Source organism: Vibrio sp. 10N.286.48.F5, assembly GCF_041469785.1.
Taxonomy (GTDB): domain Bacteria; phylum Pseudomonadota; class Gammaproteobacteria; order Enterobacterales; family Vibrionaceae; genus Vibrio; species Vibrio crassostreae_C.
This window is the reverse complement of sequence record NZ_JBFRLG010000007.1, coordinates 148,896-161,000: the sequence shown is the minus strand read 5'-3', so window position 1 is coordinate 161,000 and position 12,105 is coordinate 148,896. Positions and strand designations below refer to the sequence as shown.

13 protein-coding genes are annotated in these 12,105 nt (G+C 45.5%); all 13 read right to left on the bottom strand.

The features are described 5' to 3' along the window. Position 1: 1 nt before the first annotated feature. The 13 genes from AB4185_RS07625 to AB4185_RS07565 all read right to left on the bottom strand — a co-directional run bounded on the left by AB4185_RS07625 (position 2) and on the right by AB4185_RS07565 (position 12,046). Positions 2-625, bottom strand: a complete 624-nt coding sequence (locus AB4185_RS07625) for a DUF3261 domain-containing protein (protein WP_029235408.1) — start codon at positions 623-625, stop codon at positions 2-4. Then, on the bottom strand, positions 622-2,994 hold the full coding sequence (locus AB4185_RS07620) for an MMPL family transporter (protein WP_372135278.1): 2,373 nt from the start codon (positions 2,992-2,994) through the stop codon (positions 622-624). Before AB4185_RS07620 ends, AB4185_RS07625 begins: the two co-directional genes overlap by 4 nt. Then, on the bottom strand, positions 2,966-3,646 hold the full coding sequence (locus AB4185_RS07615) for an outer membrane lipoprotein carrier protein LolA (protein WP_372135276.1): 681 nt from the start codon (positions 3,644-3,646) through the stop codon (positions 2,966-2,968). Before AB4185_RS07615 ends, AB4185_RS07620 begins: the two co-directional genes overlap by 29 nt. Beyond that, positions 3,633-4,136: a thioesterase family protein gene (locus AB4185_RS07610; RefSeq protein ID WP_017062279.1), complete on the bottom strand. Its 504-nt coding sequence runs from the start codon at positions 4,134-4,136 to the stop codon at positions 3,633-3,635. Before AB4185_RS07610 ends, AB4185_RS07615 begins: the two co-directional genes overlap by 14 nt. 39 nt (positions 4,137-4,175) lie before the next feature. Next, entirely contained in the window at positions 4,176-5,723 is a 1,548-nt protein-coding gene (hutH, locus tag AB4185_RS07605; RefSeq protein ID WP_372104567.1) for a histidine ammonia-lyase, read from the bottom strand. Next, a complete protein-coding gene (locus AB4185_RS07600; RefSeq protein WP_017062277.1) occupies positions 5,701-7,500 on the bottom strand; it encodes a glycosyltransferase in 1,800 nt (599 codons plus the stop codon). Before AB4185_RS07600 ends, hutH begins: the two co-directional genes overlap by 23 nt. Continuing rightward, positions 7,493-7,855, bottom strand: coding sequence for a 3-hydroxyacyl-ACP dehydratase (locus AB4185_RS07595; protein WP_017062276.1), 363 nt, complete (start codon positions 7,853-7,855; stop codon positions 7,493-7,495). The genes AB4185_RS07600 and AB4185_RS07595 overlap by 8 nt, the downstream gene beginning before the upstream one ends. Positions 7,856-7,943: 88 nt before the next feature. Then, a complete protein-coding gene (locus tag AB4185_RS07590; protein ID WP_017064141.1) occupies positions 7,944-9,332 on the bottom strand; it encodes an AMP-binding protein in 1,389 nt (462 codons plus the stop codon). Positions 9,333-9,338: 6 nt separating this feature from the next. Continuing rightward, complete coding sequence (locus AB4185_RS07585; RefSeq protein WP_017062274.1) at positions 9,339-9,896, bottom strand: septation protein IspZ; 558 nt, start codon at positions 9,894-9,896, stop codon at positions 9,339-9,341. Next, complete coding sequence (locus tag AB4185_RS07580) at positions 9,896-10,153, bottom strand: acyl carrier protein (RefSeq protein WP_004739745.1); 258 nt, start codon at positions 10,151-10,153, stop codon at positions 9,896-9,898. Before AB4185_RS07580 ends, AB4185_RS07585 begins: the two co-directional genes overlap by 1 nt. A 10-nt stretch (positions 10,154-10,163) precedes the next feature. Continuing rightward, complete coding sequence (locus tag AB4185_RS07575; RefSeq protein WP_004736154.1) at positions 10,164-10,424, bottom strand: phosphopantetheine-binding protein; 261 nt, start codon at positions 10,422-10,424, stop codon at positions 10,164-10,166. 105 nt (positions 10,425-10,529) lie between these two features. Further along, entirely contained in the window at positions 10,530-11,300 is a 771-nt protein-coding gene (locus tag AB4185_RS07570; RefSeq protein WP_372135274.1) for a lysophospholipid acyltransferase family protein, read from the bottom strand. Beyond that, positions 11,297-12,046 (bottom strand): beta-ketoacyl synthase chain length factor, encoded by a 750-nt coding sequence (locus AB4185_RS07565; protein WP_372135272.1) that lies wholly within the window; start codon positions 12,044-12,046, stop codon positions 11,297-11,299. Before AB4185_RS07565 ends, AB4185_RS07570 begins: the two co-directional genes overlap by 4 nt. Positions 12,047-12,105 lie beyond the last annotated feature (59 nt).

Here is a 12,105-nt window from a genome sequence, read left to right as displayed (position 1 = left end):
TTCAACTCTTACTTGGATTGTCGACAATCGTTGAGTTCAACGTTTGTACGGTGATGTTGTAGCCCAGGGTCAAATGTTTGAAAACAATGTCGCCTGCCGTTTTGTGTGTACCAGGATCTGTTTGGTAATCAATTTGAATGATTGCCTGTTGGTTTTCATCAAATACGGTTCTTGTTTTGTCGGTATCGACTAGGTGCCAACCTATGCTTTGTAAAGGCTGAGCCCATGCTTCAGCCGGCCATAAGGTAAGCATTAAATTAAATAGCACCTGTTCAGGTTGTGGCAAAGTTGCACCAAGCCCAGACAAAACCTGCGTATCAATTACTTGATTCTGGTATTGCAGCGATAGAATGCGAGTACCCCAAGAGGAGAACCCCGCCAAAACCACTTTACCTGGTGTGACTTCGACTTGAACCGGAAGCTGCTGTGTATCATTTTCCCACGTAGCGCTAATCAACTGACTGGCTGTTAATGAGTATCCCAGTTCAGCTGGCAGTGGTAGTGCTAGATCGGTGTCTTGATCGATAGACACGCTCGCACCACTTGGCTGCTGAGAAACCATCGAGCAGGCACTCATTAGAATGCCCACTAGTATGGCGAAGGTTACCTTTAATGTCTGGATCATCTAAAAGCCTCTCGAGTAATTGGTCCTTCTACGTTTTTACTACTGTTGATCGCGAGTGGAGAAAGCAACCACGCGACGAAAATACCAGTTAGGACGGTAACACCGAAGCTATGAATGGCATGAGTTTGACTCAACGATAATAAGCCAAACGAGAGTAACGTCGTGAGGCCTGACAAAGTAATCGCCAATAAGGTGCTTAGTGATTTCTTTTGCTCAGCAAAGAACAGGGTATAATCGATACCAATCCCTAAAATTAGAATCAGTCCAAGCAGGTTAAACAGATTCAGTGTCGAGCCTAAAATGCCCGTGACCGCCAAACCTGCTACGCCTGCAATCAATGAAGGCAACAGCATTAACAGGCTTTGCTTCACACCATAGCGCCAGCCTAACAGCATGCCAATAGCTGCCAATGCTATCAATAACAGCTCGGTAATCTTGACGCGGTACTCAGCAAAAAGAGAGGAGATTTCATCCGCTTTATTGAGGTGTTTCACACCTTGCTTCTGAGAAAAATCTGACTCCAACCACTGTGAGAACAGCTCAGCATCAGTAACGTCTTTTATCAAAATGACCGACGCTGCTTGCCCGTCTATCGGCTTTAACCAAAGTGGTCGAACAGGTTCTGACACTGGTGATTCTAAAAATCCAGATACCGTGATTGCTTCGAATTTTGGTAGTTCTGGAAACGTAGGCCAACCAAGCGTGTTCTGTAAGATATGGCTTTGCTGGCTGTAGAGTTGTTCAACCAATTGATAGTTATCATGTTGTTCTTGTTTGCTTAACAATTGTTGGTTGATGCTGCGATATCCGGAGATACCTTGGCTATCGACCAAAGAATCTAAGCTCGTGGTGATCTCAGCCAGTTTTTTTAGCAGTTTTTGGTCGCTCTTGGCGGTCACCAGCAGCATATTTTGACCGCTGCCTAATCCTGAGATATCAGTAATGGCTTGCTCTTGCTGTTTGAGTTGATCTGGCATCGCTTGAAGTTGACGAATATCGTCGTCGTAGCGAATTTGGCTGAGTGATATCAAACTAACGACAGTCACTATTAATGGTAAGCCAATTCTAAATTTTTGGTTGCTCCAGAGGCTTAACCAAGTATGCCAAAGCTTCGATAAGGGAAGAGGTCGTTCTTGGCTTGGTTTTGCCGCTAAAACCGGATACCAACACACCACACTGGCGTAAGCTGCGATCAGTCCAATCGACGAAAACAGAGCCAGTTGCTGCAAGCCTGGGAATGGCGCAACCAGTAGCCCTAAGTATCCGATTAAGCTGGTGATTAAACCTAGAGTGATGGCAATGAAAATATGCTTTAGGCCTTTATCGCTCTGCCAGTGGCTTCCTGCGGCCAAACGGTCAGTGAGATAGTGAAAAGAGTAATCGATGGATACGCCAATCAAGCTAGCGCCAAACACCAAGCTGAATAGATGCACCTTACCAAAGATAGCGACAGTGCTTGCCAGTGCAACCAATAATCCTGTACTGATTGAGAGTAAAGATAAGGCAAGTGGTAGCGCACTACGAAATGTCAGCCACACCAATAAAATAACGCCTGCCAATGAGCCCAAACCAATGGTACTGATTTCTGATTTCGCGCTTTCGGTACCGTAATTGGCGTAGAACACCACACCAGTATGCTGCACCTTGACGCCAAATTGTTTTTCGACCTCGCGCTCAATTGAATCAAGATCTGGAAGTTGTTCTTGAATCGCCAAGCTATAAGGTGAGTCCGCCAGAGTAGCCGTGACTAAAATATGAGTTTGCTCATTCGACTGGGCCGTGAGATAGCCCTCTTTCAGAACAAAGTTACTTGATTGGACGCCAATAGCACTGATGTAGTCGCGAAATAACAAGAATGGGTCGAGAGATAACTCTGCTGCAGTGACGCCTGAGAATGGATTGTACAGAGACTGAATGACATATTGAGCTCGCGAATCAGGCGAGTGTGTCAGCGTCTCTTTTTGTTGTTGGGTCAGCAGTTGAGATCGGTGACGAAAATAGAAATCGCTCCACTGGCTTTGAGTGCTGGCGTTGATTTTACCTTGAACTTGCTTAAACAGAGTTGGCTGACTTGAAAAAGTTCTTTGGTTGAGAGCTTTTTCAAAAGCGTCGGTCGCAACCATGGTTTGTTCGATATCGGGAGCGCTTATGATAAATACCACTTGCTCGCTCATCGAGCTGGATATCTGCTGAAAGGCTTGCTCTACCATTGGGTCTTGCTGGTTTTCGGGCAGTAACTTTAGAATGTTGCTTTCAATCGGTACCGACGAAGAAAAAGCGAATTGTTTGGTCAACAACCCGCTAAACAGCATTACAACAACAAGCCAAACAAGGGCAAGACTAGAGTTGGAATTGTTTCGCTTCAGCATCTGATAATACTTCCGGTAGATGGCTTAACTGACTGAATTCGATCACTGTTCTATCTCCACGAATCTCTTTCAACTCAATACGTTCAATATCGCTGTTGCCTTGCAGCGTGATAGCCTCAAACACCGCATTCATCGGTGCATTTTTGGGCTTTAGAGTCAGTGTCCATGCTTGTACATTTTCATCAGAGCTGGTGTTAGTTGCGGGCTCAAAATTGAGTGCGAACTGTTCCTGAAGTTTTTGCGTGTCCCCATGAAACACTGACAAGAAGATATGGCTGAAATAAAACGCCATTGGATTTTCTTTGTCGGTGATGATTTTTGCGGGTTGATCGGCAAACCTTTGGCTCAGTTTGTTATCGGTGAGCACTAAGTTCACGGGAAACGGAGTGGTTTGTGTCCAGAGTAAGCCACTTGATTTGTCTAACAGAAATGTACCTTGTGACGTTAAAGGCTGGGCGAACATCTCCATATTACGTGTTTGAGTGAACTCACCACGCACAATACTATTTTCGCTGAGCACCGTCTGCAGCTCTGAAATAGAATTGACAGCAGCAGAGTTTTCTTTGGCGCTTACAAGGCCGCTTGCCATCATCGCAGTAAGTCCAATTAGCGCGATATTGATGTATTTGCGACTGCGTTTAAACAGATTCATGGTTCACCTGCTGTGGGTTAGAGGTTTGTGTTTGATGTTCAGTTGCTAGAGGTAAGCAACCAAATTGGTGCCAGTGTTCGACTTTGTCAGTAAACACTTTGGGTGAGGCAAAGCACATCTCTTGTTCTTCGATGGTGACGGCAACCTGCATGGTGTGAGCACGTGTCATTCGAGCACCGGTTAGAGCATCATGAATTTCATAATCGACGCGCAGGCGATTTTCCCACTCGGTGAGTTTCGCCGTTACCTTAATCTTGTGATTAAACGGTATCGCCTTAATGTATTTCACGCGGGTATCGATGATAGGCCACATGTAGCCAGAATCCTTCATCTCATGGTAGTTGTACTCAATCTTATCCATCATGATGCGCCTAACTTCTTCAAAGAATCGGAAGTAGTTGCCGTGATAGATCACGCCCATTGGGTCGGCATCTTGGAATGAGGTGATAAGCGTCACCTCAGATTGTAATGGGTGAAGGATTTCAGACATAAATCGCTCTCAACAATATTGCGTAAAGGGTTGGCTACTTTATGAGTAAAGTGACCAGTGCTGACTTTGAATACGAGCAATGAAGTGGCGTAGATCGCCTTCAAGTGGTCGATCTTCTACGATAAATTCAAACTCCTTAAGCACTTCGTCGCGAATGTGCTTGAGGTTCTCACTCATGTGGTGCTCATCAAGCTCATTGTGGCGCTTACGAAGTTCGAGTGCTTGTGTCCCCGCCAGTAGTGACGCTGCTGCCACTTGTTCGGTTAGCTCTAGAACGCGTAAACAGTCACGAGCTGCGATGGTGCCCATACTCACTTTATCTTGGTTGTGACACTCAGTTGAGCGAGAGAATACGCTTGCTGGCATGGTGTGTTTCAATGCTTCTGCTGTCCAAGCTGAAACGCCAATCTGTACTGCTTTAAAGCCGTGGTTGATTGGCTTACGTTCGCCTTCAGCACCCGTTAGGTTGAATGGCAAACCGTTGTTGAACTTGTAGTCCATCAGCTGAGCCATTTGACGGTCAAGCAGATCAGCAAGGTTCGCAACTGCAGTTTTTAACGTATCCATCGCCATTGCAATGTGTCCACCGTAGAAGTGTCCACCGTGCAGTACGCGCTCATTATCACCATCGATAATTGGGTTGTCGTTGGCACTGTTTAGCTCGTTCTCGATCATTTGGCGTAGCCAAGGCAGAGAGTCTTGAACCACGCCGATAACATGTGGAGCACAGCGCAGAGAGTAACGATCTTGGAGGCGATCACTGTTACTTGGCGGGCGATCCGCTTGCAGATCATCACGCAGCCATGCAGCAACTTGTTGTTGACCAGGATGAGGTTTGACTGCAAACAGCGCTTCATCGAAATGGAAGTCATTGCCGTGCATACCGACTGATACCATAGCGGTGATCTTAGTTGATAGCTGAGCTAGATATTCCGCACGCTTGTAAGCGATACAAGCTAATGCCGTCATTACAGACGTACCATTCATCAACGCCAAGCCTTCTTTTGGCTTAAGTTTGATAGGGCTAATTCCTAACTCTTTGTAGACGTCACTGGTTGGGCGAACTTCGCCTTTGTAGATAACATCGCGCTCGCCGATTAGGGCTGCAGCCAAATAAGATAGCGGCGTTAAGTCGCCACTGGCACCCACCGATCCTTCTTGAGGAATGCGTGGTGAGATGTCTTGGTTGATTAGGGTAACGATCTGGTTGAGTAGATCGTGAGTCACACCAGAGACACCTTGTGATAACGAACACAGGCGCGTTGCTAATACTGCACGAGCTTGTTCGTGAGACAATATTTCACCTAAACCACAGCCGTGAAAACGTGTTAAATGCAGTGGTAGCTCGTCAACTAGGTTTGGCGGAATCGCAACCGTACATGAGTCACCGTAACCCGTCGTTACACCGTAAATCACACCTTCTTCTTTCAATAGGCGTTCTAAGAAAGCGACACCACGGTCGATCTTAGATGTGAATGCTTCACTTGTGTTCATCGAGGCTTTTGCGCCTTGTGAGATAGCGACAACATCCTCAATCGTGAGGCGCTCGGCACCAAAGGTGATGCTATTTGGATTCTTTTTCGTCATGGTGCTTGCTCAATGTCCAAAAATTAAAAAAGTTGTACCACTGAAGCGGTGCTTGCAGTGTGTAGTGCTGAAGTCGATTTGCGTATTTTTGCACGACTTGCTGTAAAGATTGTTCGCGAGTCTTTCTTGGTAGCTCGATCTTGTTGCTAAAATGCTCGAAATAGACATTAAAATGCGGCTTAGATTGTGAGTCGTCACGTAACCCAAACAGCAAAAATACGGGTGCTTTGAGAACCGAGGCTAACATAAATGGACCTTGAGGGAATGGAGCTTCCTTACCTAAGAACTCAGCCCATACTGAGCGGCTCTCTTTGCTGGTGGAAGTTCGATCGCCAACAATCACGATCCATTCGCCTTGCTCTAGTTTCTGTTGTAACAAGATAGCGGTATCAGGCCCCATCGATGTCACCTGAATCAGATTTAAATCAGACTGCGGGTTAACCGCTTTCATCACGGAATTAAAACGTTCGGCGTGTTCTGTAAAAACCAGGGCGTTGATTTTGATGTTCGAGTGTCTGCGACCTAAAGCTCGGCACAGCTCAATATTGCCAAGGTGAGATCCAAGGATTAGCACACCTTGCTTATTTGCCACCATGCTCTCGAACTGGTCTTGGCCATGAATAGTCAGGTTATCTGCCGAGAAATCACCTTTCCATGCCGCGAGCTTGTCGAGCATCGTATGGCCAAATGAAAGCAGATGGTTGTAACTGGTTAGTTCTCCGGGGAGCTCAATATTTTGCTGTTCCGCATAGGCTTTTAATTGGAATAGATATTGTTCGGAAGCGTTTCGCGCACGCTGGCCCGTCAAGTGGTAGTAACGCATCACACCACGCAGAATGAGGTTGAACACACCGCGACCTAACAAGGTATAAATGGCTAATAACAGCTTAATGCCTAATACTGTGCCGCGTTCTTGAGTGCGGGACCAGTGTGGTTGTTCAGAAGCTTGCGGCTCTGAATCAGTCGATAAATTTGGGTTATTATCAGCTGAATCGGATTTGAAATGGCGAGCAATCAGTTTTGGTGCTCTTGGCAGCATGCTGAAGAATAGACGTGTATGCATCCAACTGATTTTGACGTTATCCCACAACGCATCGAAATGAGAGATGCCGTTCTCAGGATAGATAACGCGCGTTTCAACGAAGTCTATGTCGCAACCTTCCCAATACAGGCGAACCAAAATCTCGATATCGAAGTCCATTCTCGAACCAACATCGTACTTATTCAACACAGTTTGAGTTTGGTTGATAGGATACGCTCTAAAGCCACACATGCTGTCTTTAATTGATAAAGAAAGGGTTTCTATCCATACCCAGATATGTGTCGCGTAGCGCCCATAGAGCCTTGCTTTGGGTACGCTGTCGTCGTAGATAGGCTGGCCTGATATCAGACGTTGTGGCTTAGCTTGTGAGGCCTCAATCAATGTTGGCAAGGCTTCCAGGTCGTGTTGCCCATCAGCATCTATCTGAATAGCGTGGCTAAAGCCTAGTTGCTGCGCTTTTTTGATTCCGGCTTTTACTGCGCCGCCTTTACCTTGGTTCTGTTCAAGCGTCACCAAGGTTACGTTTGAATTCTCTGCTAGGGGAGACAGAAACTGTTTTGTTGTGAGTTCACTGCCATCGTCAACGATGATGATCGGTAACTCAAAATGATGAAGTGACGACACCACAGCCGGCATGGTTGCGCCATGGTTAAAGCACGGGATAAGGAAGCAAGCCTTGTAGCTGCTTTCTTTTGTGTGGTGTTGAGAAGTAGCCTCGACGGGAGCGCTATTCACTTTTTTCTCCCAGCTTCATTTTGCCTGAAGAGTGGGTCTGTTCACCGTTGTTTGATGTGTAACTAAAGCTCAGCTTGTCTTTGTCAGCATCCCATTTGAGTGATAGCTGGATTGTAGCGTCAGGCAGGATAGGCTCTTGGAACTTAATGACTTCCATTCCTTTAAAGAAACCAGGAACGCCTAACTCTTGGACTGCGTAGTGAAGTGCCCAATCAATTTGCGTGACGCCAGGTAGAATAGGGAAGCTCTTGAAGTGCCCATTAAAGTCGGTGATATCTCCGCTAACATGAAGTGTCAGGGTCGATTCATTTTCTACCGTGTCTACAGCAATGATGTTTGGTTTTCTTTTATCCATAGGGCGTGCTTAGAATCCTTGGGCAAATATTGGTTCTTTGACAAAAATATAAAAAGATAATCTCAGTGTAAAATACGATCAGCGGTTTCTATGATTTTATTAGCTGTTCTATGTGAGATGTTAATCGCTTACCTTGGCTGTTGAGGGGGATCTCATCGACAACACGGTATTTTCTCGGGATTGCGATTGGCTCTAACCACTTTCTGAGTTCTGTACGCAGCATCAACCAGAATTTACCTTTGCTCATGGTCGATAGAGCGGCTTGGCCTTCATCTGATAATACCAAAACAGAGGCTAATATTAATCGCTCAGGCTCCTCAAATGGAATAACCACGCACTCACTTATCCAAGGCAGTTGCTCCAGTCGCTTTTCCACTTCAACCAGTGATACTCGCTTTTCTTCTATCTTGATCACTCGGTCCGTTCGGCCCTTCAATATGAATTGATTCTCCGAGACCATCTCGCACTCATCAGAGGTTTGATACCAGTTATTCTTATCGATGTACGGCGACAATAACTTAATGCAACTCTCACTGTTGAGACTAGCCTCAATACAGGCAAAAAGCTGCCAAGGCGTTTGAGCGCTCTCTTGCTGACGAAATGCGATGCCACCGGTTTCTGTGCTACCAAAGACTTCAATCGGTAAATGACCAAGCAGATCTCGTGACTGGTGAGCCGACTCGGTAGGCAATGGACCACCCGAAGAGAAGATTCCTGCAAGTTGTACCTTGTTGGTCTCATGCTTTAATCGTTTAAGTAGCGCTGGGCTGCTGATCAGTACACAGTTTTGATTTGCGTGAGATAAGATCTGTTCTGGGTATTCAAGGTTGTGTCGAGCAAATGGAACACCAGAGCATAGTGGCCATAAGATTCTAAACAGCAAACCATAGATATGTTGATGAGAAACTGTGCTTTGGATTTGGTTTCCCTTGAGTAACTCACCCCAGTTCTTGTGTAACTGAGCGGTCTCAATATCGAGGTGCTCTAACGTTTTATCTATCGCTTTTGGCGTGCCACTTGAACCTGAAGTGAACAGAGTTAATGGGACTGTTGCCAAATCAATGGTCGTAAGATTCTCGGTTAGAGGTTTTTGTGCTTCAGTGTTTGAATCCAATAAGGTTTGGATATTACGAACGTCATTCACCTCAACTTCGCCAATCGAGTTATCAACTAGCAGGCAATCAAACTGCTTACTTAACTCAGCAAGCGCACATGGCTGGTAGTTGCCCGGTAAGATGATGTGTTTGTTGGCTGCTGTACATGCCAAAAAGGCCACCGCAAATAGGTAGCTGTCTTGGGTACAAATCGCGATTCGTTGAAAAGGGGATAAAGACAAAAATTGTACGAGTTGAGATAAGTCGTCGTTAAATGTTTGCCACGTAATCTCGCTATTGTCGTCAAAGCAGACAATAGATTCAGGGGCTCTGTCCTGGCTAAGAAGCTCAGACAACGAGGTGTAAGATACGGTTTGGGTCATAACAATTTAACTCTGACGAATGCGCTGTCTTACTACCCACTCTCCTGCAAAGAGTAACCCTGCAAACAGATAGCTGAGTAAGCCATTGTATAGGGTCCATACTTCTAGCGGTTGGAAGCAGGTGTAAAGGGCAATAGAGCCATTGATAACAAAGAACAAGCACCACACTTTGGTGACTTTTCGTGTGTAATCAACGCCACTTTGCGGAAGTTCAGGCTCTTGAAGGCGAGCAAGACGTTCGATAATCGTTTGTGGTTGCCATAGGCTCGAAGCGAATACAACCAGCATACAAACATTAACGATAACGGGATAATAGGTTAGCCAGCCGTGTTGCTTAAAGGCTAAGCCTAAAGCCAGCAGAACAATACCGGCACTTCCACTGATCCAAGCTAGGTGTTTTAGCTCTTTGATTTTAGCCTGACCGCCGGTGAAAATGCGTACAGCAAAGATAGCGGCTAAGGCAATACCAACGGTTTGTAAGCCAAACTTGTTGAGTCCAAAGTAAACCGCTATTGGATAAGTGAAAAGTATAATTGCCGACAGTAAAGTCAGCAGAGGACGCATTAGGCGTCCTTCAATAGTTCAACCACAGATTCGACAACGTCATTAACGGTGCGCACTGCTTTGAACTCTTCAGGTTTTATCTTCTTACCTGTGACGTTCTGTAGGTGAACGACCAAATCAACGGCATCAATGCTGTCTAGGTCTAGATCAAGATAGAGATGAGCTTCAGGGGTGATATCTTCAGCGTCAAGCTCGAACAGCTCAATAAGCGCATCTTTAACCTGGTTGTATACTTCTTGTTGGTTAGCTTGTGTCATAAAGATCTGTCTAGTTATTCGTTTGAGAAGAGATGTAGTTCGCTAGATTTTCAACTGACGCAAAGTGCTGTCGAGTGTTTGAATCATCTGCATCGATAACAATGTTGTACTTTTTCTTGATAGCAAGGCCAAGCTCAAGGGCATCGATAGAGTCTAGTCCAAGTCCATCACCAAATAGTGGAGCTTCCGTTTCAATCTCATCAATGCTCATGTCTTCAAGGTTCAATGCGTCGATGATCAGTTGTTTCAGTTCGTTGTGTAATGTTTCCACTTTGGCCTACTTAATGCTTTATCTGAATGCTGCTTTAAGGGGGCGATTCTACATTATATGAGGTATTTTCGAAATGCCGATATCGCCTGTTATGTTATTGATACGCTAAATGTTTTCTTCGGAAGGGAAAATTGTTTGTGCAAGATGATGATTAAGGCGCCTTGCTGCCGAAGTTAAATTATTTGAGCCTTCAATAAATGGTTCGACTTCTATTTTACCTTTCACCGCGACATGAAAAAAGGGCTTCGACGCAGGAACTTGATACCATTTTTTCTCTTTCGTTAAGAATGTCGGAGAAACCGTAATATGAATCACGCGTAAATCGGTTTGTGTTCGAGTCGCGATTTGTGCCGCCCCACGCTGTAAGGATGGTTCAATTCCTGGCGTTGTGCGAGTTCCTTCGGGAAAAATCAGCATGACATTGCCACGTGAGAAGCGTTCTTCACAGCGCTCTAAAAGATCGTCAGGGGCTTGGTTCGGTATATAACCTGCCGCTTTGACAATCCTTTTCATAAAAGGGTTTTCCCAAATGGCCGCTTTGACGAGGCAATCACATTGAGGAAGTTTAGAGGCGATCAGCACATAGTCAATCAAACTTGGGTGGTTGGCGACGATAATGCAGTTACGGTCGTTACGCAGTAGTTCTGCACCATCAATTCGGTAATCGATTGCTCCGGTGAACTTCATGATCTGGCAAAACGCATTGAATGAGAAACGGATTAATCGCTGTGCTTTAAGCTCTCTTTTAATGGTATTGGGATTGGTTAGCGCGATAGTCGGTAAGATTAAGAAGCTTAATACTAAGCCACCTAGACCAAAGATGGTAAAGCACAGCCCTGTCGCGAATACTCGCCAATATTGGTCGATTTTGCTCATGATTGTGGACCTGTCTCGGTGTTATTTACCCAAGACCAAGTTTGGTGCTTGCCAGCAATAGCCCACTTATTTGCGCCCAATAAGATATGTTGGAGCGTTTGTAGCCCTTGTGGTAACACGGAAGGTGCTTGGTTGGCTTCTACTGTCCTAGTAATAGAGTATTCACTGCCAGCGGTGAGCACTAAGCCCAGCGCATAATCAGCAAAGTTCTGTGTTTCGTACTCTTGGTAGAGCTCGGGCAGAGGTTGGTCGAAATCGATAACTAACACTCGATGCGACGGATATTGATGAAGGTAAAGATAAGCTTCGATCAGAGCGTTATGGAAAGTATCTTGCCCTGCGGCTATTGAAGTCAGTGGAATCGGTGCTTTGGCGGCAATGGTGGTTAGACCAGCTGCGGTATTATGTACCGACTGCGAGAACGCCATTGGTGAGGCATCGTCACCTTCTAATATCGACTGAATCAAAGTGGCGGTTCGATGCAACTCACCATGTCGGCTAGCAAAAACCAGATAATCAATCGAGTTGTCTTTTAAGAGTGTCAATGCAGTTTGAACGGCCAATTTACTTTGTAGGCTCATTCGGCGGCGCATCATCGGTGGGATCGCTTTAAATTCAGTTGAGCCATCTTGTGGCCAATCTAAATTAGTGCTCCACGCTTGCCATTGGGCAACAGAATTGAGACCAGCCGAATTTGCAGACCATTTCTCAATATTAAACGACATTAATTGGGATTGATTTGACATAGAGTATTGATTTGCTTTGAGTCTAACTAAATACTATGCGCGCTTATAAATAAACACAG

Bases quoted from the DNA above. Each gene is read 5' to 3' on its own strand.
- AB4185_RS07625 (WP_029235408.1), bottom strand. From the start codon at position 625: ATGATCCAGACATTAAAGGTAACCTTCGCCATACTAGTGGGCATTCTA.
- AB4185_RS07620 (WP_372135278.1), bottom strand. From the start codon at position 2,994: ATGCTGAAGCGAAACAATTCCAACTCTAGTCTTGCCCTTGTTTGGCTT.
- AB4185_RS07615 (WP_372135276.1), bottom strand. From the start codon at position 3,646: ATGAATCTGTTTAAACGCAGTCGCAAATACATCAATATCGCGCTAATT.
- AB4185_RS07610 (WP_017062279.1), bottom strand. From the start codon at position 4,136: ATGTCTGAAATCCTTCACCCATTACAATCTGAGGTGACGCTTATCACC.
- hutH (WP_372104567.1), bottom strand. From the start codon at position 5,723: ATGACGAAAAAGAATCCAAATAGCATCACCTTTGGTGCCGAGCGCCTC.
- AB4185_RS07595 (WP_017062276.1), bottom strand. From the start codon at position 7,855: ATGGATAAAAGAAAACCAAACATCATTGCTGTAGACACGGTAGAAAAT.
- AB4185_RS07590 (WP_017064141.1), bottom strand. From the start codon at position 9,332: ATGACCCAAACCGTATCTTACACCTCGTTGTCTGAGCTTCTTAGCCAG.
- AB4185_RS07585 (WP_017062274.1), bottom strand. From the start codon at position 9,896: ATGCGTCCTCTGCTGACTTTACTGTCGGCAATTATACTTTTCACTTAT.
- AB4185_RS07580 (WP_004739745.1), bottom strand. From the start codon at position 10,153: ATGACACAAGCTAACCAACAAGAAGTATACAACCAGGTTAAAGATGCG.
- AB4185_RS07570 (WP_372135274.1), bottom strand. From the start codon at position 11,300: ATGAGCAAAATCGACCAATATTGGCGAGTATTCGCGACAGGGCTGTGC.
- AB4185_RS07565 (WP_372135272.1), bottom strand. From the start codon at position 12,046: ATGTCAAATCAATCCCAATTAATGTCGTTTAATATTGAGAAATGGTCT.